The sequence below is a fragment of the Shewanella livingstonensis genome (assembly GCF_003855395.1).
GTDB classification, from domain to species: domain Bacteria; phylum Pseudomonadota; class Gammaproteobacteria; order Enterobacterales; family Shewanellaceae; genus Shewanella; species Shewanella livingstonensis.
In genome coordinates this window covers 2,747,882-2,774,275 of sequence record NZ_CP034015.1, presented here as the reverse complement: position 1 = coordinate 2,774,275, position 26,394 = coordinate 2,747,882, and the positions used below count along the sequence as shown (strand labels likewise).

The 26,394-nt window shown below is 41.0% G+C and carries 21 protein-coding genes, 3 tRNA genes and 1 pseudogene; 16 read left to right on the top strand and 9 right to left on the bottom strand.

Translation table 11 applies throughout. From position 1 onward, the window contains the following. Nucleotides 1-348 precede the first annotated feature (348 nt). From EGC82_RS11930 to EGC82_RS11920, 3 genes are all read right to left on the bottom strand, one after another. The gene (locus EGC82_RS11930) at nucleotides 349-3,036 is read right to left on the bottom strand and encodes a bifunctional acetate--CoA ligase family protein/GNAT family N-acetyltransferase (protein ID WP_124730960.1); all 2,688 of its coding nucleotides are present in this window, start codon (nucleotides 3,034-3,036) and stop codon (nucleotides 349-351) included. A gap of 298 nt (nucleotides 3,037-3,334) precedes the next feature. Then, a complete protein-coding gene (locus tag EGC82_RS11925) occupies nucleotides 3,335-6,508 on the bottom strand; it encodes an efflux RND transporter permease subunit (protein ID WP_124730959.1) in 3,174 nt (1,057 codons plus the stop codon). A gap of 5 nt (nucleotides 6,509-6,513) precedes the next feature. Continuing rightward, on the bottom strand, nucleotides 6,514-7,701 hold the full coding sequence (locus EGC82_RS11920) for an efflux RND transporter periplasmic adaptor subunit (protein WP_124730958.1): 1,188 nt from the start codon (nucleotides 7,699-7,701) through the stop codon (nucleotides 6,514-6,516). Between the two features lie 148 nt (nucleotides 7,702-7,849). On the opposite strand from EGC82_RS11920, the gene EGC82_RS21810 reads away from it, so the two are divergent. Continuing rightward, nucleotides 7,850-7,984, top strand: a complete 135-nt coding sequence (locus EGC82_RS21810; RefSeq protein ID WP_341867772.1) for a GNAT family protein — start codon at nucleotides 7,850-7,852, stop codon at nucleotides 7,982-7,984. A gap of 12 nt (nucleotides 7,985-7,996) precedes the next feature. Then, a complete protein-coding gene (locus tag EGC82_RS11915) occupies nucleotides 7,997-8,410 on the top strand; it encodes a GNAT family N-acetyltransferase (protein WP_341867771.1) in 414 nt (137 codons plus the stop codon). 64 nt (nucleotides 8,411-8,474) lie between these two features. Here the strand turns inward: EGC82_RS11915 and trxB are convergent, their stop codons facing one another. Next, nucleotides 8,475-9,428 carry a thioredoxin-disulfide reductase gene (gene trxB / locus EGC82_RS11910; protein WP_124730957.1) on the bottom strand — a complete coding sequence of 318 codons (954 nt, stop codon included), beginning with the start codon at nucleotides 9,426-9,428 and terminating at the stop codon, nucleotides 8,475-8,477. Nucleotides 9,429-9,989: 561 nt separating this feature from the next. Here trxB and EGC82_RS11905 point away from each other — a divergent pair. The 5 genes from EGC82_RS11905 (at nucleotide 9,990) to EGC82_RS11885 (ending at nucleotide 12,371) form a co-directional block, all read left to right on the top strand. After that, nucleotides 9,990-10,262 (top strand): hypothetical protein, encoded by a 273-nt coding sequence (locus EGC82_RS11905; protein WP_124730956.1) that lies wholly within the window; start codon nucleotides 9,990-9,992, stop codon nucleotides 10,260-10,262. Nucleotides 10,263-10,313: 51 nt separating this feature from the next. Next, nucleotides 10,314-11,024: a hypothetical protein gene (locus EGC82_RS11900; protein ID WP_124730955.1), complete on the top strand. Its 711-nt coding sequence runs from the start codon at nucleotides 10,314-10,316 to the stop codon at nucleotides 11,022-11,024. A 10-nt stretch (nucleotides 11,025-11,034) separates the two neighbouring features. Then, nucleotides 11,035-11,388, top strand: a complete 354-nt coding sequence (locus EGC82_RS11895) for a hypothetical protein (protein WP_124730954.1) — start codon at nucleotides 11,035-11,037, stop codon at nucleotides 11,386-11,388. A 128-nt stretch (nucleotides 11,389-11,516) separates the two neighbouring features. After that, the gene (locus tag EGC82_RS11890; RefSeq protein ID WP_124730953.1) at nucleotides 11,517-11,876 is read left to right on the top strand and encodes a hypothetical protein; all 360 of its coding nucleotides are present in this window, start codon (nucleotides 11,517-11,519) and stop codon (nucleotides 11,874-11,876) included. 135 nt (nucleotides 11,877-12,011) lie between these two features. Then, nucleotides 12,012-12,371 (top strand): hypothetical protein, encoded by a 360-nt coding sequence (locus tag EGC82_RS11885; RefSeq protein WP_124730952.1) that lies wholly within the window; start codon nucleotides 12,012-12,014, stop codon nucleotides 12,369-12,371. A gap of 214 nt (nucleotides 12,372-12,585) precedes the next feature. Here EGC82_RS11885 and msrA read toward each other — a convergent pair whose 3' ends face one another. After that, the gene (msrA, locus tag EGC82_RS11880) at nucleotides 12,586-13,065 is read right to left on the bottom strand and encodes a peptide-methionine (S)-S-oxide reductase MsrA (protein ID WP_124730951.1); all 480 of its coding nucleotides are present in this window, start codon (nucleotides 13,063-13,065) and stop codon (nucleotides 12,586-12,588) included. A gap of 235 nt (nucleotides 13,066-13,300) precedes the next feature. On the opposite strand from msrA, the gene astE reads away from it, so the two are divergent. From astE to nadA, 5 genes are all read left to right on the top strand, one after another. Then, the gene (gene astE, locus EGC82_RS11875; RefSeq protein WP_415837584.1) at nucleotides 13,301-14,314 is read left to right on the top strand and encodes a succinylglutamate desuccinylase; all 1,014 of its coding nucleotides are present in this window, start codon (nucleotides 13,301-13,303) and stop codon (nucleotides 14,312-14,314) included. 156 nt (nucleotides 14,315-14,470) lie between these two features. Continuing rightward, nucleotides 14,471-15,649, top strand: coding sequence for a thiamine pyrophosphate-dependent dehydrogenase E1 component subunit alpha (locus EGC82_RS11870; RefSeq protein ID WP_124730949.1), 1,179 nt, complete (start codon nucleotides 14,471-14,473; stop codon nucleotides 15,647-15,649). Between the two features lie 3 nt (nucleotides 15,650-15,652). Beyond that, entirely contained in the window at nucleotides 15,653-16,630 is a 978-nt protein-coding gene (locus EGC82_RS11865; protein WP_124730948.1) for an alpha-ketoacid dehydrogenase subunit beta, read from the top strand. Between the two features lie 9 nt (nucleotides 16,631-16,639). Next, a complete protein-coding gene (locus tag EGC82_RS11860; RefSeq protein WP_124730947.1) occupies nucleotides 16,640-18,259 on the top strand; it encodes a dihydrolipoyllysine-residue acetyltransferase in 1,620 nt (539 codons plus the stop codon). A gap of 112 nt (nucleotides 18,260-18,371) precedes the next feature. Further along, nucleotides 18,372-19,439, top strand: coding sequence for a quinolinate synthase NadA (gene nadA, locus EGC82_RS11855; protein WP_124730946.1), 1,068 nt, complete (start codon nucleotides 18,372-18,374; stop codon nucleotides 19,437-19,439). Nucleotides 19,440-19,574: 135 nt separating this feature from the next. Here the strand turns inward: nadA and EGC82_RS11850 are convergent, their stop codons facing one another. The 3 genes from EGC82_RS11850 to EGC82_RS11840 all read right to left on the bottom strand — a co-directional run bounded on the left by EGC82_RS11850 (nucleotide 19,575) and on the right by EGC82_RS11840 (nucleotide 22,649). Continuing rightward, nucleotides 19,575-20,450, bottom strand: a complete 876-nt coding sequence (locus tag EGC82_RS11850) for a hypothetical protein (RefSeq protein WP_124730945.1) — start codon at nucleotides 20,448-20,450, stop codon at nucleotides 19,575-19,577. A gap of 127 nt (nucleotides 20,451-20,577) precedes the next feature. Further along, on the bottom strand, nucleotides 20,578-21,588 hold the full coding sequence (gene gap / locus EGC82_RS11845; protein ID WP_124730944.1) for a type I glyceraldehyde-3-phosphate dehydrogenase: 1,011 nt from the start codon (nucleotides 21,586-21,588) through the stop codon (nucleotides 20,578-20,580). 230 nt (nucleotides 21,589-21,818) lie between these two features. Beyond that, entirely contained in the window at nucleotides 21,819-22,649 is an 831-nt protein-coding gene (locus EGC82_RS11840; protein WP_124730943.1) for a DUF2989 domain-containing protein, read from the bottom strand. 200 nt (nucleotides 22,650-22,849) lie between these two features. Between EGC82_RS11840 and EGC82_RS11835 the strand changes: the two genes are divergently transcribed. The 4 genes from EGC82_RS11835 (at nucleotide 22,850) to EGC82_RS11820 (ending at nucleotide 25,083) form a co-directional block, all read left to right on the top strand. Beyond that, nucleotides 22,850-24,286 carry a glyceraldehyde-3-phosphate dehydrogenase gene (locus EGC82_RS11835; RefSeq protein ID WP_124730942.1) on the top strand — a complete coding sequence of 479 codons (1,437 nt, stop codon included), beginning with the start codon at nucleotides 22,850-22,852 and terminating at the stop codon, nucleotides 24,284-24,286. Between the two features lie 464 nt (nucleotides 24,287-24,750). Further along, nucleotides 24,751-24,826, top strand: a tRNA-Gly gene (locus tag EGC82_RS11830). A 42-nt stretch (nucleotides 24,827-24,868) separates the two neighbouring features. Next, a tRNA-Cys gene (locus EGC82_RS11825) sits at nucleotides 24,869-24,942 on the top strand. 55 nt (nucleotides 24,943-24,997) lie between these two features. Next, nucleotides 24,998-25,083 (top strand) — tRNA-Leu (locus EGC82_RS11820). A gap of 743 nt (nucleotides 25,084-25,826) precedes the next feature. Here the strand turns inward: EGC82_RS11820 and EGC82_RS11815 are convergent. After that, nucleotides 25,827-26,311, bottom strand: a pseudogene (locus EGC82_RS11815) (MarR family winged helix-turn-helix transcriptional regulator). Between the last annotated feature and the right edge of the window lie 83 nt (nucleotides 26,312-26,394).

The following is a 26,394-nucleotide window of genomic DNA, read 5'->3' as shown; positions in this document are numbered from 1 at the left end:
CTACATAAAAAGTCGATAACACAGTAAAAATGGCCAACAAACGCTGCCCGAAGGGTTCGGCTAAAAACGTTTTACTCTTTGTTGAATGCATTTTGCTTAGATGACTAGGCATCAATCCATTCGCCTCGATTAAAACGTTTTTAACTCGAACAAAATTCAACCAGCAAAGATCAACAGGCCCTAGTGTCAGCGCAATTATTTGTTTATCCTGCAAAATGCTATGTGGACCTATTTAAGCCTAGCAATGAAATAAAGCTTTATGAGTCATTGCTAGGCTGGTGCTTATCTAGCGTGAATCAATACCATGTGATAGTGACAATGTTATTGTTCTTGTTCTTGTGCTTTAGGTCATAAATCCATGTGCATTTTTATCAGATGTTCTTCCATATCAAATGACACCGTAAAGCCAAGTGACTTAGCCAGATTGGCCATGTTACGGTTTTCAAACATGGTAAAACCCATTAAAACAGGTGTATTATTCGTTTTGTAGTAGGCAATCAGTTTTTCGAGTAATAACTTACCCAAGCCGATCCCTTGATAGTTACTGCGCACAGCCATAGCAAACTCAGCTTCGGTATTATCTGGGTCAATAGAGGCTCTTACCGCGCCTAAAGTGAGCTCTTCACCATCATCAGTCATAGTGGTGGCAATAAATGCCATTTCGCGCGAATAATCAATTTGGGTTAATACCGCCATTTCTTCATGGGTCATACGTGAACGCACCCCAAAATAGCGTTTATAACGGTCTTCATCACTTAATGAATTATCAAACTCTAAGTGCCTGGGTTCATCTTCTGGCAAAATGGGCCGGAGCATCACATGCAAACCATTTTTTAACACAGTAGTTTGTTCTAATTCCTTTGGGTAGGGCAAAATCGCTAAGCGGTTAATGTTGTCTTGTGGGGTGTCATGCAAGCGCATATTGACGTCTAACAAGGTAATTTTCTCACCTGCAGCCAACACTGGGTTTATATCAATTTCGGCGATTTCTGGACAATCAATAATTAAGTGCGAAATTTGCGTTAGCATTACACACAAAGCGTTCATGTCTAAACCTAGCGGTAAGTGACGGTCACGCAATTTATGGGTTTTAAGCGCTTGGATCACCATATAGCGCGCCAATGCCATATTTAACGGTGGCAGGGCAACCGCAGCATCGCGAGTAGGGTCCCATTCGGAGCCTCCTTCACCTAAACAAATAGCCGGGCCAAATACTGGATCATTAATCACCGACACTCTAATTTCTTGTGCGCCAGCGGTTAAGGCCATTTTTTGAATAATTAAGCCGTCTATTTTTGCCGTAGGATTAATTTGATGAACTCGTTCAATAATAGAGTGAGCTGCATGACTCACTTCTTCATCTGAAGTTAAATTTAACACAACTCCATGTACATCAGATTTATACAGTATGTCGGGTGATTGTACTTTTAGCGCCACAGGATAACCTGCTTGGTTAGCGACGTTAACAGCTTCATCAACATCTTTTACGAACCAGGTTTCAATGGTATTGAGTCCGTATGCGTGTAAAATATCCACCGCTTGATGGGTTTCTAGTACGGTTTGTCCGTTTTCTAAGGCGCGCTGCAGTAATGATCGTGCTGCTTTGCTGTCGGTTGGTATGTTATCTGGTATTGATTGTGGTACTTCTTGGAGTAACTTTTGGTTACGTCGATACTCGACCATGTGCATAAAGGCTCTTACTGCGCCTTCTGGAGTTCGATAGGTTGGAAGACCCGCAGTAGTAAAGCGCTTACGAGCAAGATAGGCTGAATCTTCACCGCTCCAGTTAGTCAGCATATTGATTCTATTTCGATTGGGGTGTTGATTGACCGTTTCAATAATGCTGTTAGCAATCTCGACACTCTCACCTAATATTGATGGTGAATGCAACACTAAAATGGTATCAGTATCGTTACTGCTCATTAGCACTTTTAAGGTATCAGCGTAGCGTTGACTGTCGGCATCGCCAATCATGTCGATAGGATTCTGTTTCGACCAAGTATTGGGCAAAATAGCGTTAAGCTCGGCGACCGTTTTTTCTGATAATTGCGCCAGCTTACCCCCTTTGATGATTAGCTCATCTGCTGCCAGCACAGCAGGGCCGCCGCCATTGCTCATTATGACTAAACGCTCACCTTTAAGTGGGGTCGAATGCGCCAGACTTTCAACCGCGGCAAATAATTCAATTAAGTCGTTAACTCTTAGCATACCCGCACGTCTAAACGCAGCTTCATAAACGGCATCATTACCACCGATCCCGCCGGTATGCAGCATGGCGGCTTGCACGCCTTCTCGGCTGCGGCCTGATTTAATCACGAAGATGGGTTTATTGCGTGAGGCAGCGCGGGCGGCAGATAAAAAGTGGCGTTTTTCGTTAATAGAATCGATGTACAGCATAATAGCGCTGGTTTTACTGTCGCGACCTAAATAATCGAGTAATTCATCAAAATCGATATCGGTGGCATCGCCGAGTGAAATAAACGATGAGAAACCAATACCTTTATTGTTGGCCCAATCGAGGACTGTGGTGCAAATGGCGGCAGATTGCGACACAAATGCAATTTTGCCGACGTTGGCTCCTGCGTGGGCTAAACTGGCATTGAGCCCTATAGGCGGTAAAATCATTCCTAAACTGTTAGGGCCTAACAAACGCATACCGTAGCGTTTGGCATATTGTTTGGTGAGCGCCAGTAAATTGTTACCTTGCTCATCAGTTTGCGATGCCATACCTGAGGCCATAATAATCGCCACTTTACAGCCAAATTGGGCTAAGCGCTCAACAATACTGGGGACTTTTAAGGCATTGGTACAAATAATGGCTAAGTCAGGCTTAATGGGTAACGCTTCAATATTAGGGTAAGCCAACACCCCCATAACAGCGGTATACTTAGGCGTCACCGGCATAATGGGTCCTGAAAAACCACCAGAAAGGAGGTTTTTCATTACCGCTTTACCTGCGCGTTTATTGCCATTAGATGCGCCTATGACGGCAACGGATGTGGGCTTAAAAAGTGCACTAATGCTGCGTTGACTCATAGAATGTGACCTTAGCTGTATGGCAATAAACACCGTAATGAAGCTTAGATTAGCATAATATTTTATCGAATAATGTTAAACAGACTATTTTTACGCAGTCGATATTTTATGCATAAAACCAATTACTCAGTCTGTCTGTAACAATCAATCAAAGCATGATGAAATAGCGTGCTGAACTTAGCCCAAGACTAGAAATCCGTCTTCAAAGAATAATAGATAAGGGTACATAGAAAGCGATAATAAAAAAGGGCCATTTATGGCCCTTTTTATTATCGTTGCTAATCATTAATGCTAACGATTAGTGCTCTGTTGCGGCATGCGGCGTTGGTACATAAATGTTGATAAGTTTGCGCATCATCGTTTTACCATCTTCAATCGCAATGTATAAACAAGGAATGAGGCATAAGGTTACGACTGTGGCAAACAATACCCCAAACGCTAAAGACACAGCCATTGGGATCACCATTTGTGCTTGCATACTGGTCTCAGCCATAATCGGCACTAAGCCAATAAAGGTCGTCAATGAGGTTAGCATTATCGCTCTAAAGCGTCGGCAACCAGCATTGAGCACGGCTTCTTTCATGGCTATACCGGCTTTGCGGGAGTTGTTGACATAATCCACCATCACTAGTGAATCATTTACGACTACGCCTGCTGCGGCAATAATACCAAACATTGATAGAACACTTAAATCAATGCCCAAGATGATGTGACCCATTACAGAACCGATAACACCAAACGGGATCACCGACATGATCATAATTGGCTGAATGTATGAGCGCAGTGGAATAGCCAATAAGCTATAAATCAGCAATAGCGATAAAATAAAATCACGCATTTGTGTATCTGCGCTGTCTAATTGCTCTTGAATACTGCCAGACACTTCGCTGTGTACCCGCGGATACTTAATCAATAGCTCAGGCATAAAGTTATCGCGAATATCTTTAGCTAACTTAAACGGTTCAGTTTGTTCAGCATCCACATTGGCCCATACGTTAATCGTTCGGTTACCATTTTCGCGGCGGATACTGTTAACGCCTTGAACCACCAATATTTCAGCCACTTCAGATAGCGGTAATTCTGCACCTTGTGGGGTGTTAATCATCACATCTTGTACCAGTGCTATTGAATTACGTTGCTCTTCAGGGTAGCGAAGCATCACTTTTATTTCTTCACCATTGCGAATAATACGTTGTGCTTCAAGACCGTAAAAGCTGTTGCCAACCTGTGAGGCGATATTGGCTAAGGTTAAACCCAATGCATTGGCCAACGGTTTTAATTGGAACTGCACTTCTTTGGCACTTGATTGACGGCTGTCGTTTACGTCACTAACACCTTTAAGTGAATTTAGTTTGGCTTTTAGGGCTAATGACGCTGCCACTAATTGGCTTTCATCTTTGCCTTCAAGCCTGAAGCTAATATCGCCGTCTTCACGACCGCCGCCCATTAAACTGTCTTGAATACTAAACGATTTAACCCCAGGAATTTGCGGCATCGCCTTACGCCATAAGTCTGCTAACGCAAAAGTATCCATTGGTCTGAGTGATGGGTCGACCAATTTAGTCATCACTTCAGCAGTGGTTTGCCCTTTAAGATCGACTTGCATGTCAGAAATCATTTTCTGGCCATATTGCTGTTCAATCTTTTTATCAACATCATATAAAGTCTGCTCTATGGCCAGTGCGGCCGCGAGTGTCGATTTTTCTGATGCATCAACGTTCATTTCAACGGTGACTCTTGGAAAGTCGTGGGGGATTTTTGGTTGCCCAATAAAACGCACCAAACCGCCCATATAAAGCCCAACACAGATCAAAATCAAGCTAATAAACAACATAATAACCGCGTAACGATACTCAACCGCTAATTCAAGGGAAGGGCGATAGACAGACTTAATAAATTTCGTTAAGCCGCGATCAATTTTACCTTGAACAAAATTAACCCCGTTACGCAACCAATCTAATGGGTTTTTTGAACCGGGTTTAACAATGGTTGGCTTTTTCATGTGCGCTAAATGCGCAGGTAGAATCAACTTTGATTCTATCAATGAAAATAATAAACATAAAATAACAACAAAACCAATAGCTTGACCAAATGCAGATGATGGGCCATCGTCCATGGTAATGGGAAGGAAAGCGGCAATCGTCGTTAGTACCCCAAAGGTAGCCGGCATGGCGACTTTTTTTACTCCACGGATAACACTTTCAATACTTTGACCATGTTCTTCAGATTCGCTATGGGCACTTTCGCCCATCACAATCGCATCGTCGACCACGATCCCCAGCACTAAGATAAAGGCAAACAAGCTAATAACGTTAATAGTGACATCGATAAAGGCCATTGGCATAAACAATAGGGTGCCTAAGAAACACACTGGTAGTCCCATCATTACCCAAAATGCTAAGCGAACGCGCAAGAACAAAGCCAGCATGATAAAGACTAATATGGCCCCACTTTTCATGCTGTCGAGCATCAGTTCTAAGCGGCCGTCTAGGTAGTAAGTCATGTCTACCCAGGGTTCTAGTATTACCCCTTGTGGTAATATTTTTTGCTGTTTATCAACAAAAACATTAATGGTTTTGGCAACGTCAGTAATACTTTGGTTTTTAGCCGCGCCAATAAAAAAGGTTACTGAATTTTTGCCATTAAACTTTGAGTATTGAATGCCTTCTTCAAAGCCATCATTTACCGTAGCAATATCACCCAATAGAATCTTAGTGCCATCATCTAGAGTCAGTAAGGGGAGCTGTTCAAACTCATAACCTACATAGGCTTGGTTCTGAACGCGTAAATTGATGTAACCGTTTTCTGCTTTAATTTGTCCAGCAGACATATTGCGTGAATAACCGCGTACGGCATCAGCAACATCATTAAAGGTTAAGCCAAACTCTCGTAAACGATCTTTACTGACTTCAATACCAATTTCATAACCTAAGCCACTATAATATTCGCTAATATTGACGCCTGGCAGCTGCATAATTTCGTCATTTATGCGTTCGCCTAAGTCTTTGAGTTGTTTTTGATTTAAGTCACCATACAGACTTAAATACATGACCTCTTGTCTAAATTTGATTCGTTCAACTTGAGGAGGTTCCATGCCGCCAGGGAATGTTGATATAGAATCAATTTGAGATTTTACTTCTTCAAGTACCACCTGTGGATCATAAGATTCTTCAACCTGAAAATACCCCTGAGCTATGTTGCGGTTAGAGTAGGTAATAACCCTTTTTAATCCTTGAACACTTTCTAATGCTTGTTCAATTTTGATGGTAATGCCTTCTTCCACTTCTTGTGGGGCTGTACCGGGATAAATGGCGCTAAACTGAATCCAACTAATTTCAACGGCAGGGAAGAACTGTTTACGGATAGTATTGGCCGTCAACAGACCACCCAATATAATAATGATCATCAACAAGTTTGCCGCGACACTATTACGAGCAAACCAGGCGATAATTCCTTTGTTAGTATCGTCCATGATGTTTATTTACCTTCCATCGCAAGTTCATTTTTGTCGGTTTCTACTGAATCTTGCTGGAGGACTTTGTCTTCCGGCAAAGCCAATTTCATCCCTTCTAATGGATAATCAAGCGCTGACGTTATCACTTGCATTCCTGACTCAAGCCCTTCAGAAATAACCACATTGGCTCCTTCTTGACGGATAATGGTTACGGGCTTATAACGTAAGGTTTTGTCGTTATCCATTACTGCAACTAAGCCATTTACAATTAAATGGCGTGGAATTATGGCGACATTACCGGCATTACTGCCTTCTACGTAAGCGGTAACATAGGTGCCAAAACGTAATTCATTTTTATCTGTATTAAGCCCATACGGGTCATCAATTTCTGCCACTAGGTAAGTCATGCGACTTTTACTGTCGACGACGCCTTCACTGCGAACGATTTTTCCAATCCATTGTTGTTTACTTCCGGCAAAGTTGCCCACAATGCGGACTTCAGCATGGGTGCCTTTTTGATCTAAATATTGCATTTCTTTATCGGCGAGTGGTAAGCGGATCTCAGCCGTATCAGTATTGTATACATGACCAATTTTACTGCCAGTAGTGACATAAGCACCTAAACCAATTTCACGACTGGAGATGAGTGCGTCGTACGGGGCGCGGATAATGGTGCGTTCCAGGTCGCGCTGTGCTCGTAATAAACCTGCTTCTGCACTTTTTAATTTGGCTAACTCTTGGGCTAATTGCGGTTTACGCAAACTGAGATCGGTAGGCTTACTGCTGGTGATCTCTGCCCATTCTCGTAAGGCGACTTCAGCATTGGCTCGTTCTTGCACCATATTGGCTTTAGATGAGGCTATATTGGCTTGAGCGTCTAATAATCCTGCTTCATAGTCACTAGGGTCAATTTTAGCTAAGACATCCCCTTTTTTGACAAAGCCACCCTTAACGAATGCATCGGCTAAATAAATGATTTCACCGCTTACTTGGGACACGAGTTCGGTATCGTATTTTGCTGCAACAACCCCATATGAACTAACCGAAAAGGTCATTGGTTTGTATTCTATAGCTTCAATTGACACTAAAGGCGTGGTATCAACAGCGGGCTTTTCTTCTGGGGGCTTCTTTAACGCTGATATCCCAACTAAACCGGCTATACCAATTCCTAATACTATGATGGGTAATATGATTTGTTTCTTAGTAGCCACAATCCTTCCTCTTCGTCATCCGTTATTTTTGCTGCCAGTGTATTTATCGACTGCCAATAGTCTTTTTTCTACTGTATATGTTAATCGATATGTTTAGTGTTTGTTGTGCCATTGTGTAAACTTGTGTGTCAACCCAAGGAGAAATACTATGTTGGTCGCCAATACCCCTAGATTGCAGTTATCACTAATGACCCTTAATGATAGTGCATTACTATTTGAACTCGACCAAGATGAAAGAGTGATGCACATCCTTAATGGTGGAACCAAAACGACTCAATATTAAATTGATACGGTGATGATCCCCAGGTTAGCGCAATATTTAAATCCAGCAAAAGGCTGGGGGCTATGGAAAGTCCATGCGCTCGATTGCGACGCCAATGATCAACACGGGTTAAGCGGCGAGTATTTAGGCTGGGTATTAGTCAGGCCAATGCACTTTTTCACCCAAGCACAACCGCATAACTTGGAATTAGGTTGGCGTTTTAAGCATATTTGTTGGGGTAAGGGCTATGCTACAGAAGCTGCCAAAGCGGTTATGGATAAAGTCAGTGAGCCTGATGGCGTGACTCATGTGAGTGCCGTTGCTGTAGAGGACAATCTTGCCTCAATTGCGATTATGAAAAAACTCGGTATGACGTTTCAACATAAAAGTATTCACCGCGATCCTTTAGGCGATACTGAAGCAGTGTTTTATCAAAAAGCGGTGTAATGTTTTTTAAGGCAATAAAAAAGAGCAGCCTGAGCTGCTCTTTTGTTGTATTACATCCAGTCGATTACTTTTTTGCGTCTAAATAACGCTCAGCATCAAGTGCTGCCATACAACCTGTACCGGCTGAAGTGATGGCTTGACGATAATGTTGATCCATTACGTCACCACAGGCATAAACACCTTCGATGCTAGTTTGTGTTGCATTGCCTTGTAAGCCACTGTTGACTTTTAAGTAACCGTGATTCATTTCTAGCTGATCAGCAAAAATGCCAGTATTTGGGCTGTGGCCGATCGCAACAAACACACCAGCGACTTCTAAGTCGGTAACTGAACCATCTTTAGTGCTCTTTTTCTTAAGACCTGTCACACCCATGTCATTACCCGTCACTTCTTCAAGTGTTTGGTCTAGATGCAAAATGATATTACCGTTAGCGACTTTGTCCATTAAGCGGCTAATCAAAATCTTTTCTGAACGGAAGCTGTCACGACGGTGAATTAAGTGAACTTCAGATGCAATATTACTTAAGTAAAGTGCTTCTTCAACAGCAGTATTACCACCACCAATCACCGCAACTTTTTGGTTACGATAAAAGAAACCGTCACATGTAGCGCAGGCAGAAACACCGCGGCCCATAAATGCTTCTTCAGATGGAAGACCTAAGTATTTAGCAGATGCACCAGTGGCAATAATTAATGCATCACAGGTAAATTCGCCATTGTCGCCTTTTAAACGGAAAGGGCGCTCAGTTAGGGTCACTTCATTGATATGATCGAAAATAATTTCGGTATCAAACTTCTCAGCGTGCTTTTGCATGCGATCCATTAATGCTGGACCGGTTAAGTCTTCTGCATCGCCTGGCCAGTTTTCTACTTCAGTCGTGGTAGTTAATTGACCACCTTGCTGCATGCCTGTGATCATCACAGGATTTAAATTTGCACGCGCAGCATAAACAGCAGCGGTATAGCCGGCAGGGCCAGAACCTAAAATTAGTAGGTTAACGTGACGAGCTTCACTCATGATTTTTTTCTCCAATAACATGCCTTAAGCAATATGCATGGGATTGTAGGGAATTTACTACTGCGGGTAAAGTGAAGTTGAGTGTAGGAAACCGATTGGGCTAATCTATTGTGTAAATAATCCTTTTCAGGTGAGTGACGTTACCTGACATAAATCAAAACTACCCAGCACCTGTTGATCTTCATTCGATATAATAATCAATCGTTATAATTTGCTTAGGTAGAAGTAACCACAACGAGAAAATACACCAAATGAGTACTGACGAACAATATAAGTGATATGAAAAATTTTTATTATGAACAAATTATAACTGGTGTTCAAAAAATCGTTTTTGAAATAGCGCCTGAATAATTGCTGTGTTTAAAGCATACCTTGGATCAGAAAAATAATATTTATTCCAATGAAATGAAATGAAATGACATTGCTAATAGCTAAGGCTTTATATTACTTTAAGAATTATACATCGTTTTTTTTTAATGGTAATATAAACATTACTCACGGAATGAAGTTCAAACGATTCATCGTAACTTCAATAGGATTGATTTTTTAAAGGACTAAACTATGTCAAATGATATAGAGCTATGCTACAGCAAAAGTAATATCTATCCAGTAAACCCAAATAACGAGCAAGCTTTTGCTACGTTTCAACAAGACAACCCACATATTAATAGTGCCTTTGTCTCTGCGGGCACTCCGTTTATTATGCGTAGTGGCAACACTAATGGCACTAATTGGCGCCAAGAAAGACCGGAATTAGTCTGCACGCTTAATCAAATACAATCATTACCACAACAAGCAAAACGAAATATCGCTTTGATGGATGATATGTTTTGAGGCGAAAACCTACAAGCACTCGCTGATTTTTATCAAGCAGAATTAGCACCCATGCTGCGCAATGAAAGCATAGGCGCCATAGGCGCAGCATCAACTGCCTTAGATACAAGATTAAGTAACTTTGCTAAAGCCGCTAATAAACTTCAAGTTGCATTAGAGAAAGTAAGAATTGGCGCACAAGCAAAATATCCTAAAGCCCAAATGATGATGCTAGAACAAAACGCAAGGGAACTAGGGAAAGACTTTAATCAAAAATTCCAAGCAGAAATCAATAAATACATTGGTCGGGTCAAAAGCAAAAGAGGTACTGTTTACAGTAATGCTGATCGTGGTATCAATAAAGCAAAAAGCGGTAGGTCCATAAAACCGATTCAATTTACCTCTACAGTTGATTTTCAAAATTTACGCGCTTTTGAAATGGGAGCAAATCTTCTCGGTAAAGGATTAATTGTGCTTGATGCTGGGATACGTGCGGGCAATGTACATGTTGATTATTTAGCTGGAGCTAATTGGCAAAAACGTGCCGCGGTTGAAACAGCCGGTTTTGGTATGGGTACTGCAGCAGGTTTATGGGCAGGCCAGGTCGTTGTGTCATCAGCTTCGGGTTTGGGTTTAGCACTGTTGGCTACCCCAGTTGGTTGGGTCATTATTATCGGTGCGGCCGTAACTGTTGGTTTTGTGGCGGCTAAAGGTGGTGACGCGATAGGCAAATGGTCTGCCAATAAAGCCTTTAATTTAGGTTACTGGTTAAATAGCCTATAGCGAGGGATTTATGTTAGAACTATCAACTGAAAGTTGGATGGCAATATTATTTTTTATTGCTCTTTGTATATGGTGTATTACAACTTTTTTATTTGGCCGCATTAGCGTTAAGCATATTCAGAGCGAAATGGCGAAAGAAGGTATAGCTCCGCCTGTTTGGGATAAAGGAATAGGTACTATTATCGTTACTTACTCCTTAATTATGGTGTTCCCAAAGTTGAATCCAATAATTATAGATTTTGAAGCTGTTAGACGACATACGCGGAAAAAGGATAAAAAACTCGCATCATTATACGTTGCTTCCAGTGCTATTATTTTTATTATTGGGGTAACAATCTATTATTCATACATCTCTGATAGCTAGCCGATTTGATTGAGTGATTATAATTGGTTCATCCATTGAGGTTAGGGGGCTTGGCTAAATAGATGATGGCTTGGCAATGAGTCCTATCATATAGGTGATTGTTTAAACAGTTTATAATCGAGCTTTTCATGGATGAACTATCTGCAGAAAACTGGATGGCTATTATTGGAGGACTGTCATTTCTTATATGGGGGATCTCCATATTATTATTTGGTCAAATTACCGTTAAATATATTGAACGCGAGATGGCGAAAGAGGGGATATTACCTCCTGAATGGGATAAAGGTATCGGTATGAGGTATCCTGCATACGCCAGTATCATTATGCGCCCTAATGCAAAAAGAAACGCTTCCACTGTCGACATAGAGGCGACTAGACGTTTAAGTCGAAAACTCGATTGGTACTTGGCTGTATTCGTTCAGGTTTCTAGCGCTATTTTTTTTACTCTTATATTTACAGCCTATTTTTTATATGGTTCAGAAGACTAATTTGAAAATTATTTTTGTACTACTGGTACTACTGGTACTACTGGTACTACTGGATATCTTGTAGCTAAAGTGGTGATTAATTTGATCAATGGACTGCATAGGTTCATGGTTGAATAGTTTATAATCGAGGTTTTCATGGATGAACTATCAACTGAAAGTTGGATGGGTATATTTTTTTTTATTACCTTCTGTATGTGGAGTATTGCTGTACTTTTGTTTGGCCGAATTACCGTTAAGCATATTGAGCGCGAAATGGCAAAAGAGGACATATTGCCGGCAGAATGGGATAAAGGTATAGGTATGAGATACCCCGCTTATGCGAGTATTATCATGCGCCCTAACGCTAAAAGGCATGCTTCTCTTGTTAATATAGAGGCAACTAAACGCTTTACCCGGGAAAAAGATAAAAAACTTGCGTGGTTGTACATTATTTCTTCGGTGAGTATTTTTGCTCTTGGAATATTTATTTACTATCTATATATCCATAAGAGTTAATAGTGTGACTGGGTTATTGATTTTACATCGATGAGTAATATTAAGTACAAGCTAACAAAAAAATCTATCCTCTGCCGTTGCTCAAATAGGGTGTTTTTGTTTCATTGTTGAAATAAGGACATCTCCCTTATTTCAACAATGTGTCGTAAACTCAAAAATCTCAGTGATCTTGGTTGATCACGCAATAAGAGAAGTACTATTTATCTCAATCCAATTAATAAACCAAATGACAAGTTGGTAAATTATTTTTTTCTAAATAATTCTGATGGTATTCCTCGGCAATGTGGAATGTTTGTATCGGTACAATTTCAGTCACAATATGACGCTGTCCCCATTTACAGCTGCGTGCTAATGCCAGTTTTGAGCTTTCAGCTTGGGCTTTTTGTTGTTTATCGTGAAAAAAAATCGTACTGCGATATTGTGTACCAATATCGCCGCCTTGCATGTTCAGCATGGTTGGGTTGTGATTTTTCCAAAAAGTATCCAACAATTCGTCATAACTGACGACTTCTGGATCAAACTCAACTTGAACCACTTCTGCGTGACCAGTGGAACCCGTCTTCACTTCTTTGTATGTCGTCGCACTGTCTTTGCCACCCATGTAGCCACACGTTGCGTTACTGACGCCGTTAATTTCACGGAAAAAATATTCAACACCCCAAAAACAGCCTGCACCAAATGTAGCTAACGCCATGACATACCCTTAAAACAAATTATAGAAGTCTAGATGGCTGTAATTGTGTTGAATATTGACAATATTTGCAAGCAAACTTTTATTAATAAATAAATCTAAGTTATGCCACCAATAAAATAGCGTTTGGCTATGATAGAATCCGCGGCAATAGGCACAATAGTTAACATCGTTTTACGTCAAAGTTAACTACGCCATATAATAATGAGACAAGGAGTTGATAGTGTTATCTGACCTAATGATAAACCACGATTTTTTAGCCTATACCTTAGCAAACCCAACTCAACTACCTAGCGCGTATGACTTTATGTTATCCGACCATACTCGAGTAGATGTATTAGACACTGGGGTGATTGTGTTTACGCCAATTACTGCTACCAAAGATATTGTGTTGTCTTGCGCTGTGCACGGCAATGAAACCGCGCCAATTGAAATATGTAATCAACTGATTAAAGACTTGCTGACCCAGCGTATTATTGCCAAGCAGCGTGTGATGTTTTTAATTGGTAATCCGGCTGCGATCGTCAATAAAACCCGTTTTATTGACGAAAACATGAATCGTCTATTTAGTGGCGCGCATTCTAAAGGCGAGGGCTTAAGCCACCCAGAGCGTCATCGTGCAAAAGCGTTAGAGCAATACGTGGCAGATTTTTTTAATGCCAATAATGACAATCAACGTATTCATTACGACTTACATACAGCCATCCGCGCCTCAAAACATGAAAAGTTTGCTATTTACCCATACCGCCCAGGCCGTGCTTTCAGCGGTGAACAAATTATGTTTTTGGCGGCATGTGGCGTTGATACTATGTTGTTTCACCACGAACCAACAACGACGTTTAGTTATTATTCGTCAGAGCAATTTCAAGCAGATGCTTTTACGATGGAATTAGGCAAAGTGATGCCATTTGGCCAAAACGACATGAGTCGTTTTGCACAAACTCATACTATGCTTGAAAAGCTGATTACTAAAACTCAGTTAGCACCTGTTAAGTTCGACGCTGGCAAGGTCAACTTGTATAAGGTATCGCGCTCTATTAACAAGCACTTTGATGATTTTGAATTTAGCTTTGCTGGTGATGCAGAAAACTTCAGTGCCTTTAATCAGGGCGAGGTGTTAGCGAGAGAAGGCGGTAATTCAATCACTGTTGAACATCCGCAAGAAGCGATAGTGTTTCCTAATGCGAATGTCCCTATAGGACAGCGCACTGTGCTCTGTTTAGTGCCGGCACCAAACGAGTCAATTGTATAGCCGTAAAGCAATATATACATGTCAATCGTGAGTAAAATGCGTTTACAGCAAGAGTAAGTATTGATAGGTAGTTTACGTTAACGTAATGTCTACTCGCATAGAATAAATAGAGCCATGTTTATGTTGAATATGGCTCAACAATAACAAGAGCATAATATGAGCAACGCACCACTGACCAATGAAACAGTGCACCGTGTCAGCTTCTTAGACAAAGCGTCATTGCACATCCCCATTTTGCGTATTTTGCAAGCAGATGGCACCACTTATGAAAATGCGGTTCTACCAGTAATCGACAAGGCTTTGGCCGAAAAAATCTTTGATACTTGTGTTTTTACACGCGTATTAGACGAGCGTATGTTGGGTGCGCAGCGTCAAGGTCGTATTAGTTTTTACATGACCTGTACCGGTGAAGAAGCCTCAATTATTGGCAGCACAGCAGCACTTGATAAAGATGATGTCATTTTAGCTCAATATCGTGAACACGCCTCATTGCGTTATCGCGGTTTTACCACTGAACAATTTATGAATCAAATGTTCAGTAACGAGAAAGATTTAGGTAAAGGTCGTCAAATGCCGATTCATTACGGCAGCCGCGAACTCAACTACCAAACCATTTCATCACCACTGGCAACTCAAATTCCACAAGCCACTGGTGTTGCTTATGGTATGAAGTTGCAAGGCAAACGTAATGTCGCTATTTGTTACTTTGGTGAAGGCGCAGCGTCAGAAGGTGACTTCCATGCTGGTTTAAACATGGCCGCAGTGCTTAAGTCTCCGACCATCTTTTTCTGTCGTAACAATGGTTATGCAATTTCTACCCCTACAGAAGAGCAATTTGCCGGTAACGGTATTGCTAGTCGTGGTGTAGGTTATGGTATGCATACCATTCGTGTTGACGGTAACGACATGCTCGCGGTATTAGCGGCTACGCAACAAGCGCGTGCTCATGCACTCGAATTCAATGCACCGGTATTAATTGAAGCGATGACGTATCGTTTGGGCGCGCACTCTTCATCAGACGATCCATCAGGTTATCGTTCAAAAGAAGAAGAAGCCAAATGGCAAAAACATGATCCGGTGAAACGCTTTAAATTGTGGATGATTAATAAAGATTGGCTCACCGAAGCTGATGAAGCTAAATTATTTGAGCGTTATCGTGAAGAAGTGTTAGCCGCGGTAAAAGTAGCTGAAAAGTTACCAGTACCAAAACTCGACGAGATTATCGAAGATGTGCTTGATAAACCAACTCCAGCGCTAAGAAAGCAGCTAAAAGAGTTGAAAGAGCATATTGCTAAGTATCCAAAAGCCTATCCAAAAAGCGCAGGGAGACTCTAAATCGTGGCTCAAATGAATATGTTACACGCCATCAATGAGGCGTTATCAATAGCCATGACTGCCGACGAGCGCATGGTGATTTTTGGTGAAGACGTTGGCCACTTCGGTGGGGTTTTTCGCGCGACTTCTGGTTTACAAGAGCAGTTTGGACGCGACCGTTGTTTTAACACGCCGCTAACGGAACAAGGTATTGCTGGTTTTGCTAATGGTCTAGCATCTTATGGCATGACTGCGGTTGCTGAAATTCAGTTTGCTGACTATATCTTTCCAGCATTCGATCAAATCGTGAATGAATCAGCAAAATTTAGATACCGCAGTGGTAATCAATTTGATGTGGGTGGGTTAACCTTCCGTACTCCATACGGTGGTGGTATCGCCGGTGGTCATTACCACTCACAATCACCTGAAGCCTATTTTACCCAAACGCCTGGCTTAAAAGTGGTTATTCCACGTAACCCTGAACAAGCTAAAGGTTTGTTATTGGCGTCTATTCGCGATCCAAACCCAGTGATCTTCTTTGAACCTAAGCGTTTATACCGTGCATCAGTGGGTGAAGTGCCTGCCGGTGATTATGTTATCGAGCTAGGCAAGGCACAAGTTATCAAACAGGGCAGCGATATTACTGTACTGGCTTGGGGCGCACAGATGGAAATTGTTGAAAAAGCTTGTGAACGTGCCGAAAAAGAAGGTATTTCATGTGAAATTATCGACTTACGCACTATCGCGCCATGGGATGTTGAAACTATCGCAAAATCAGTGACCAAAACAGGTCGTTTACTGATTAACCATGAAGCGCCATTAACCGGTGGTTTTGCGGGTGAAATTGCGGCAACCATTCAGCAAGAATGTTTCTTATCGCTTGAATCACCGATCAGTCGTGTGTGTGGATTAGATACGCCTTATCCATTGGTGCATGAAAAAGAATACATGCCAGATGAGTTAAAGACCTTCGAAGCCATCAAGGCCACAGTGTCGTTTTAGGAGTAAGGTATGATTAAAGATTTTATTTTACCCGACATCGGCGAAGGTGTGGTGGAATGTGAATTAGTTGATTGGTTAGTTAGCGAAGGTGACATTGTCACTGAAGATCAACCGATTGCTGATGTAATGACAGATAAAGCCTTAGTGCAAATTCCGGCGCCGCATGCTGGAAAAATTACCAAGCTTTACTACGCCAAAGGTGAAATCGCCATTGTGCATCAACCATTGTACGCAGTAGAAATGGATGGAGATGACAACGATAGCGTCATTGAAGCCCCTGTAGCTGCCATGACACCGGTTAACGATTCAGCTGTTAACAACAGTAATGCTGTTACGGCCACAATCAGCAGTCAGTCAAACATTGAAGAGTTCTTATTGCCTGATATCGGTGAAGGGATTGTTGAATGTGAATTGGTTGATTGGTTAGTCGAAGAAGGCGATATCGTCGTTGAAGATCAACCCATCGCTGATGTGATGACCGATAAAGCGTTAGTGCAAATCCCGGCCATGAAAGCCGGTAAAATTGTCAAACTGCATTATCGTAAAGGTCAGCTTGCTAAAGTGCACTCACCTTTATTCGCCATTGAAGTAGAAGCTGAAGTTAATGCTCCGTCAGCTCCTGTTGAAGTGGTTGAACAAGCACAAGCAGCTGCGCCACAAGTTAACCTTGAACCTGTTGCACAAGGTAAAGCTTTAGCTAGCCCAGCCGTTCGCCGCATGGCACGGACTCTTGACATTAATATCGCTCTGGTTGTCGGTAGCGGCAAAAATGGTCGTGTTTACAAAGAAGATATTGAACGTCATCAGCAAGGTGGTTATGTTACTCAAGTTGCAGCGAGTGCAACAACAGTGTCATCAACGAGTCAAGTGAGTGCTAAAGCTGGCAGTTCTGTTAACAGCGACTCAGTGACTAGTGTAACGGCAAGTGATCGCGTTGAACCGATCAAAGGCGTCAAGGCTATTATGGCTAAAATGATGGTTGAGTCAGTATCGACTATCCCACATTTTACTTACTGTGAAGAGTTTGATTTAACCGAACTGGTGGCTTTGCGTGAAAGTATGAAGCAACGCTATTCAACTGACGAAGTTAAGCTGACCATGATGCCATTCTTTATGAAGGCCATGTCATTAGCGATTACAGAATTTCCGATATTAAATAGCCAAGTGAATGCCCAATGCACTGAACTCACTTATAAGTCGCGTCATAACATCGGTATGGCTGTTGACTCAAAAATGGGTTTATTGGTACCGAATGTTAAAGATGTACAAAGTAAGTCTATTTTGGATATTGCTGCTGAAATTTCACGCTTAACCACTGCCGCGCGCAGTGGCCGAGTATCACCGGCTGATTTGAAAGACGGTACGATTTCGATTTCTAATATCGGCGCATTAGGCGGCACCATTGCAACGCCGATTATTAACAAACCGGAAGTAGCGATTGTGGCGCTAGGTAAGCTACAAATACTGCCACGCTTTAATGCTAAAGGTGAAGTTGAAGCGCGTAAAATTATGCAGGTAAGCTGGTCTGGCGATCACCGCGTTATTGATGGTGGCACCATTGCTCGCTTCTGTAATCTGTGGAAACACTACCTAGAGCAACCGCAAGAAATGTTATTAGCCATGCGCTAATGATGATTAGTGCTAATTCCACTATCTTATCCAAAAGGACGCTAACGCGTCCTTTTGTTTTAAGTGGCTTTTTCGTATAATACTCGGACAATGTAAATCGATTGGAACCTGTATGAGTCTGTCGGCACCTAAAATTGAAACTATTGAGTATCCGTTTCCGCCAAAACCTGCCGTGTTGTCTGACACTGAAAAAGCACAGTATAAAGCACATATCAAACAGTTATTGATTGATCAAAATGCAGTACTTGTTGCCCATTATTATACCGATCCTGAAATTCAAGCATTAGCTGAAGAGACGGGCGGTTGTGTGTCTGATTCATTAGAAATGGCCCGCTTTGGTCGTGATCACCCAGCCAAGACATTAATTGTTGCTGGCGTTAAGTTTATGGGCGAAACCGCTAAAATCTTAAGCCCAGAAAAAACCATTTTAATGCCAACTCTTGAAGCAACCTGTTCATTAGATTTAGGTTGTCCGATTGAGCAATTCAGTGAGTTTTGCGATGCCCATCCCGACCATACGGTTGTGGTATATGCCAATACCTCAGCCGCCGTAAAAGCACGTGCGGATTGGGTAGTCACCTCAAGTATCGCACTTGAAATTGTTGAGCACTTAGACAGCCAGGATAAAAAAATTATCTGGGCTCCCGATCGTCATCTAGGCGCTTACATCAATAAACAAACTGGCGCCGACATGCTGTTATGGCAGGGCGATTGTATTGTGCATGATGAGTTTCAAGCCAAAGCATTACGCGAGCTTAAAAAGCAGCACCCAACGGCAGCTATTCTAGTACACCCTGAGTCACCTGCTAGTGTAGTCGAACTTGCCGATGCTGTAGGTTCAACTAGTCAGCTGATTAAAGCTGCGCAAACCATGCCTAACGACAAGTTTATCGTCGCTACCGATCGCGGTATTTTTTATAAAATGCAGCAAGCGGCTCCGGGTAAAATATTACTCGAAGCCCCAACCGGCGGTAACGGCGCAACCTGTAAAAGCTGCGCCCACTGTCCATGGATGGCGATGAACGGTCTACAAGCCATTGAACAGTCATTAATCAATAGCGATAAAACCAATCACGAAATCTTTGTCGACGATGCATTACGTATCAAAGCATTAATTCCACTGACACGGATGCTTGATTTTGCCAAAGAGTTAAACATGAAAGTGAAGGGCAACGCTTAAACTGATTATTAAGGTTAAGTGTTAAATCAAAAGCCGACATCAAGTCGGCTTTTTAGTGCAATACAGCTTATCATCCGATCTGAATTATACAGTTAGAGATACTGTATTTATCTCTTGTTAAGTATCGAAGTATCGCTATTTATTTCGCTGTTTCCTTACATATTCTGACGTTCGGCCATTTTGAAATAAATTATATTCATATAAAGGCAATCCATCGATACCAAAAATTTTGATCACTATCTTTCGTTTAACGCCAAAGGTAGGTTGATTACTGATCCAATATCCCTCTCTAAATTCCGTATAAACTGTTTTCTTTAAACCTGAATGACTCACAGAACTACATTTACCAATGACAAATTGACATTGATAGTTATAAGGTATTTTGTATTCGTTTTGTATTGTTTGTTCTGTGGTAGATTGAGCTCGAAGATATAGATCTCCATGCTGATATTTGTAAAGGCTTTCTCTTTCAACAACGCCATTATTTAAAAGTGAAAAGTAAAACGCATTTTGATCTACTTTTACGAGTTTTTCTGAATAAGCCCTTTTCTCTATTGCGCCTATTTGGTCCATGCTAAATTCGTAACCTATCGTTAGATGTGGCACTAAATTGAAACGATTTTCAGGTGTCAGGATTTTATCTTTGTGTTCTAACAGGATAGCTTGGCCAAGTGCAGTTAATTTAATATTAGAAATGGATAGGTCAGGTGTTTTCAATACTTCACATTGATTTAACTTATCTGAATGTTGAATCATAATACTGGCTAGTTCGTTTATAGATGATGGATCACCGCCAACTGTTTTCTGTTTAATAGCTACGGGTGTAACGTCGGATAATACGCTAACGAAGCATGTGCAGAATTGATGACTGTCTGCATATTGTATTGAACAAGCTAAACGGTTCGCGTTATCAAACATGCTATTAGTATGCGATGATGTCGTTTTATTATTGGTTGAAGAACAACCAAATAAAACTAATAATGGAGTTAAATAAAGGAGTCGTTGCATCAAGTAAAAACCTTCAAAGTGAACTGAAAAAATAATCAGTATGTAAACCACAGACAACAAAAAGCCCCGCATAAATGCGAGGCTCTTAAGCTACTATATGTCTATCAAGTATTAAATAATACTTTGTAGATTACTTCGCATTCATTAGTGCAACAGCGTTGTCTAACATGCGGTTACTGAAACCCCATTCGTTATCATACCAAGACATCACTTTCACTAAACGACCTTTAACACGTGTTTGTGTTGCGTCGAAATTCGAAGAGAAAGGATTATGGTTAAAGTCAATAGACACCAATGGCTCTTCATTAATCGCTAATACTTCAGACATTGGAGACTGTAGTGAAGCACGAGTAATGATGGCATTTACTTCTTCAACAGTCGTGTCACGAGATGCTAAGAATGTTAAATCAACTAAAGACACGTTAATGGTTGGTACACGTACCGCTAAACCGTCAAATTTGCCTTGAAGCTCAGGAACCACTAAACCTACTGCAGCAGCTGCACCGGTTTGAGTTGGGATCATCGACATTGCCGCAGCGCGAGCACGACGTAAATCTGTGTGATACACATCAGATAAACGTTGATCGTTAGTGTAAGAGTGGATTGTGGTCATTAAACCAGACTCAATACCAAGCTCATCATTTAACGGCTTAGCAATAGGTGCTAAACAGTTAGTTGTACAAGAAGCATTTGAAACTACTGTCATATCAGCAGTTAACACTTCGTTGTTTACACCGTAAACAACTGTTGCATCTACATTCTTACCTGGAGCAGAAATAAGCACTTTCTTCGCACCAGCGATAAGGTGCGGTTGCACAGATTCTTTAGAAGTAAAAATACCAGTACATTCGAAAACGATATCAATTTTCAGCTCAGCCCAAGGTAACTTTGATGGGTCACGTTCTTGGAAGGTTAAAATTTTATCACCATTAACATAGATAGCTTCATCGTCGTGATCAACTTTTGCGTTGAAGCGACCATGTACAGTATCGTACTTAGTTAAGTGAGCATTAATAGATGCGTCACCTAAATCGTTTAATGCAACGATTTCGATTGGGTAATTTTTTTCGCTTTCGTACAGTGCACGTAAAACATTTCTACCGATACGGCCATAGCCGTTAATTGCTACACGGATAGTCATCTCATATCCCTCAAGTTAAAATAATTAGGTGGCATGTAAATCGCCTAGTTGTAAAATTACCAAATTGGCCGTAATAATCAAGTTAAATCACCTAAATATGCTTAATTAAGCCAATAATTTTGTATTTTTTTTACATTAAGCACATTATGAATATAAATTAAGCACAGTTTTGTAAGTTGAACACTACCGTGCGTTATATAATATTGGTCTATTAGCGGGCTGATTAATGCCTATTTTAGTAACATTTCACTGCGACTCTGTGCAAATTGCTTACTCATTACCGCTGAGATTAATTCAAGTGCTTGTTTATCGAGTTCAGTCGCTAATGTTTTATTACCATTAATGATAGCCAATAACTTTTCTTCATCAGCATGGTGGTCACTCATTAACAAATTTGCTCGAGTTAACAGGTATTCTTTTTCAGCATTTTGTTGTTGTCGATATATCGATGCTAACGCTAAAAACCAATCAGGATCGATTTTGGCGGGTTCAGTTGTGGCTAACAAATGCAAATAAAGTGTTTTAGCGTCATGAGGTGAAACTCGCACATAATAAGCAGCAAGCTGGGTAATGATGTCATTGTCAGTGAGGACACCTTGCTTATAGGTGTCTTCTACAATAGCGAACGAGTCTTGATCGTTGAAACGCATCCAGCGATAAAAGGCTAAATGTACCTCATTATTAGTGCGAGTAAACTCTTGAAGTTCAGACAGTGTTTGAGTACTTACCGCAAATGCTCGCTCGCGATCACGTGTACGGTCGGTATTCAACTTATGTTGAACCCCTGCGGCTAATTCGATGCATTTACTGTAATTTTCTAGATATACCAACTGTTGATAAAGTTGCTTGCCTGTGGGCGACGAGCTCTGTTTTAACGCGTATCGATGACGGATCAAGTCGCCTTTTTCAAATCGGCACCAACTATCTTTGTGTAAATCGCTACAAAGTTCGGGATTATTTTTACAAATGAGGTCGCTATTACGGTCATTATCGCAGCCAAAAAGGCCAAATAATGCCCCAATAACTGTAAATGATGTAATTAATACAAAATTATTGCTCAAAATGCTCTCCGAGAGGTAAATTGTCTAATAAAATTACACATTTACCGAAAATTTGTTACTAGCGAAATAGCCTGTATTTCATTACAATGTCGGCGACCAACAGGGGCCACCCCCATACAATATACTAAATTATTGGTCTTTTCTTTTTGTTACTCAAACCTTTCTTAAAAAAATAGAAAAGCGAGATAAAGGATCCCTACATGAGCGCAGATAAACATTTACAAAGCTGGCAAGAACGTTTCGAAATGGCAGAAGCAATGCAACCATTGCTTGGCAAATTGTATCGTAATCAGGGCATTGAAGTAATGGTATATGGTAAACCGTTATTAAATGCATCAACCATCGAAATCATTAAGTCACACCGTTTAGTACGTCGTCATGTCGGTGAAAAATTACGTCTTCGTGAAAGTTTCCCATTTGTTGTAGCACTTAGCAAATTAGCGATTAAGCATTGCAGAGTGGATATCGGTAAATTAGCAATCAATTACTGGCGTGATAATAAAGATGCCAGTGGTATTGAAGCTTATATGGCACAGGAGTTGTCTGAAGCTGTCAACCATGGTGATGATACACCTGCTCGTGATGTAGTGCTTTATGGTTTTGGTCGTATTGGCCGTTTATTAGCACGCTTATTAATTGAACGTACGGGTAAAAGTAACAAAATGCGCCTCCGCGCCATTGTGTTACGTGGTGGTAAAAAGGGCGATTTAGAAAAACGTGCTAGCTTACTACGTCGCGACTCAGTACACGGACCATTTAATGGTTCTGTCGAAGTTGATGAAGAAAACAACGCAATCATCGCAAATGGTACTTATATTCAAATCATTTATTCTAATTCACCTGATGAGGTGGATTACACTAAGTATGACATTAACAATGCATTGATTGTTGATAACACAGGTATTTGGAAAGATGAAGCCGGTTTAGGTTTACACCTTAAAAGCCCTGGTGCAGCAAAAGTATTGTTAACAGCACCGGCTAAAGGCGCCATTAAAAATATCGTTTATGGTGTTAATGAAAACGATATCCTTGATGAAGATACCATTGTATCGGCAGCCAGTTGTACCACCAACGCTATTACGCCGGTACTGAAAGCGGTTAATGACAAATATGTTATTGAGAATGGCCACGTAGAAACGATTCACTCGTATACCAACGATCAAAACCTAATTGATAACTATCATAGTGCCGACCGTCGTGGTCGCAGTGCACCGTTAAATATGGTGATTACTGAAACAGGTGCTGCTAAAGCGGTTGCTAAGGCATTACCTGTTTTAGCGGGTAAGTTAACTGGTAATGCGATCCGCGTTCCAACACCAAATGTTTCGATGGCTATCATTAGTGTTAATTTACAAAACGAAACGAATCGCGATGAACTGAATGAATATCTAAAAGATGTCGCTTTACAGTCTGGATTGCAAAATCAGATCGATTTTACTGAATCGACTGAAATTGTATCTAGCGACTTAGTCGGTTCACGTTATGCTGGAGTGGTTGATTCGCAAGCGACGATTGCAGAGGGTAAACGCGCTATTTTATACGTATGGTACGACAATGAATTTGGTTATAGCTGTCAGGTTGTTGGCGTTATGCAAAAAATGCTTGGTTTAACCACTTTATCGTTACCAAAAAGCTAATGTATTATAAAAACTAACCATTCATGATGGTGGTGACTCATAAAGAGCGTAAGCTTAATATCGCGGTTTATTGAGTACTTACCATCATACTAATAATAAAGCATCTCTTTGGAGGTGCTTTTTTATACTGTTGTAATTTATTTAATCACAATGATGATTTATGCATCAAACAGTCATTTTGTTGCAATAAATGTGTTTTTATTGATTGACTATCGGAGCTAAAACGGTAGAATGCCATTCCGCAGTCAGGGGAAACAACCTCTAGTTGCAATGTGTTAATTTTTTAATAACATATTAGATATAAATGCGACATTAGCTCAGTTGGAACAGGTTGAAAGACGATACCTTTCCTGCAGTGTTAAAGAAACATTACAGAGATATAAATGCGACATTAGCTCAGTTGGAACAGGTTGAAAGACGATACTTTTCCTGCAGTGTTAAAGAAACATTACAGAGATATAAATGCGACATTAGCTCAGTTGGTAGAGCGATACCTTGCCAAGGTATAGGTCATCGGTTCGAACCCGATATGTCGCTCCAATTTCTTATCCCCTCCGATGGATTTGATATTGGTTAAAGCATGGCGCGATGGCAGAATGGCTATGCTACGGATTGCAAATCCGTCTATCTCGGTTCGACTCCGGGTCGCGCCTCCACAAAATTGCGTTTAATGGTTACTTTATGTTTTAGTAACGGTTAAAACAACACTTTGCCCGAGTGGTGGAATCGGTAGACACAAGGGATTTAAAATCCCTCGCTGAATAAGCGTGCCGGTTCAAGTCCGGCCTCGGGTACCATCATTTACATACGTAAGTATGGTGTAAAAAAGCCTCAACATTAGTTGGGGCTTTTTTACATCTGAAATTTGTGAATTAGATTGAAAGATTAAAATCCCTCGCGCTCTGGTTGAATATCAGGCGTGCCGGTTCAAGTCCGGCCTCGGGTACCATCATTTACATACGTAAGTATGGTGTAAAAAAGCCTCAACATTAGTTGGGGCTTTTTTACATCTGAAATTTGTGAATTAGATTGAAAGATTAAAATCCCTCGCGCTCTGGTTGAATATCAGGCGTACAGGTTCAAGTCCGGCCTCGGGTACCATTATAATCTCTAGCAATAGAGAGTGGTGTGAATAAGCCTCAACAACAGTTGGGGCTTTTTTACATCTGAAATTTGTGAATTAGATTGAAAGATTAAAATCCCTCGCGCTCTGGTTGAATATCAGGCGTACAGGTTCAAGTCCGGCCTCGGGTACCATTATAATCTCTAGCAATAGAGAGTGGTGTGAATAAGCCTTAACAATAGTTGGGGCTTTCGGCTTTTTTACATCTGAAATTTGTGAAGTAAATTGAGAGTTTACAATCCTTAGCGCTCTGGTTAAATATTTGGTGTTATGGCAGATATTCACAATAATGTGCACTGTCAGGCGATGAAACAGTACTGTTTCAAAAAGATGACAATAACCGTTCGAAGGGAGGTGAACGTTAAGATAGACCTTATAACGCAAGATGCTTCTCGCGCTATAGGCAGGAAAGGGGGCTTATTGAGCGGGGTCGTCTACTTGAATTTGGCCGACGTACAATACAGGCGCCGCATCAATATCATTTGCATCCATCATTGTGGCGATTCGTTCAACGGCCGACAATAATTGACTTTGTTCCCATTCTTCAAGGTTTTGATAACGCATAATAAAATGCTCTTGCAAAGGTTTTGGTGCACTATTTAATAATGTTTTACCGCATCACTTAACGACAAATGGACTTTACGCTTGTCAGTTTCACTGCGCTTTCTAATCACCATGCCACGATTTTCTAGTCGGTCAATAATGGTCGTCACAGTTGCTGCGCTGAGATTAATCTCTTGGGCTATTTGTTTAGCCAGTGGTGCGTCAAGTTGATCAATTTTCTGTATGACCATGAGTTGCGGTCCAGTTAAACCTGATAGTTTATTTAATTGACGCGAATGTATATCAATAGCTCTGATCACCCGGCGCAATGAAATTAATAGTTGTTCGTATTTTTCCATAATCCCCTCATCATTAATCACGCACCATAACAGAAATCAGCTTATTACTCATGCCCAATATTAAAAAAGCAGAACAATGTCAT

Excerpts from the sequence above, each read along its gene's own strand:
- gap (WP_124730944.1), bottom strand. The coding sequence starts at position 21,588 with ATGACTATCCGTGTAGCAATTAACGGCTATGGCCGTATCGGTAGAAAT.
- EGC82_RS11915 (WP_341867771.1), top strand. The coding sequence starts at position 7,997 with ATGATCCCCAGGTTAGCGCAATATTTAAATCCAGCAAAAGGCTGGGGG.
- msrA (WP_124730951.1), bottom strand. The coding sequence starts at position 13,065 with ATGGCGTTAGCTACATTTGGTGCAGGCTGTTTTTGGGGTGTTGAATAT.
- EGC82_RS11895 (WP_124730954.1), top strand. The coding sequence starts at position 11,035 with ATGTTAGAACTATCAACTGAAAGTTGGATGGCAATATTATTTTTTATT.
- EGC82_RS11905 (WP_124730956.1), top strand. The coding sequence starts at position 9,990 with ATGTCAAATGATATAGAGCTATGCTACAGCAAAAGTAATATCTATCCA.
- EGC82_RS11870 (WP_124730949.1), top strand. The coding sequence starts at position 14,471 with ATGAGCAACGCACCACTGACCAATGAAACAGTGCACCGTGTCAGCTTC.
- trxB (WP_124730957.1), bottom strand. The coding sequence starts at position 9,428 with ATGAGTGAAGCTCGTCACGTTAACCTACTAATTTTAGGTTCTGGCCCT.
- EGC82_RS11930 (WP_124730960.1), bottom strand. The coding sequence starts at position 3,036 with ATGAGTCAACGCAGCATTAGTGCACTTTTTAAGCCCACATCCGTTGCC.
- EGC82_RS11835 (WP_124730942.1), top strand. The coding sequence starts at position 22,850 with ATGAGCGCAGATAAACATTTACAAAGCTGGCAAGAACGTTTCGAAATG.
- EGC82_RS11890 (WP_124730953.1), top strand. The coding sequence starts at position 11,517 with ATGGATGAACTATCTGCAGAAAACTGGATGGCTATTATTGGAGGACTG.
- astE (WP_415837584.1), top strand. The coding sequence starts at position 13,301 with ATGATAAACCACGATTTTTTAGCCTATACCTTAGCAAACCCAACTCAA.
- EGC82_RS11860 (WP_124730947.1), top strand. The coding sequence starts at position 16,640 with ATGATTAAAGATTTTATTTTACCCGACATCGGCGAAGGTGTGGTGGAA.
- EGC82_RS11885 (WP_124730952.1), top strand. The coding sequence starts at position 12,012 with ATGGATGAACTATCAACTGAAAGTTGGATGGGTATATTTTTTTTTATT.
- EGC82_RS11900 (WP_124730955.1), top strand. The coding sequence starts at position 10,314 with ATGCTGCGCAATGAAAGCATAGGCGCCATAGGCGCAGCATCAACTGCC.
- EGC82_RS11925 (WP_124730959.1), bottom strand. The coding sequence starts at position 6,508 with ATGGACGATACTAACAAAGGAATTATCGCCTGGTTTGCTCGTAATAGT.
- EGC82_RS21810 (WP_341867772.1), top strand. The coding sequence starts at position 7,850 with ATGTTGGTCGCCAATACCCCTAGATTGCAGTTATCACTAATGACCCTT.
- nadA (WP_124730946.1), top strand. The coding sequence starts at position 18,372 with ATGAGTCTGTCGGCACCTAAAATTGAAACTATTGAGTATCCGTTTCCG.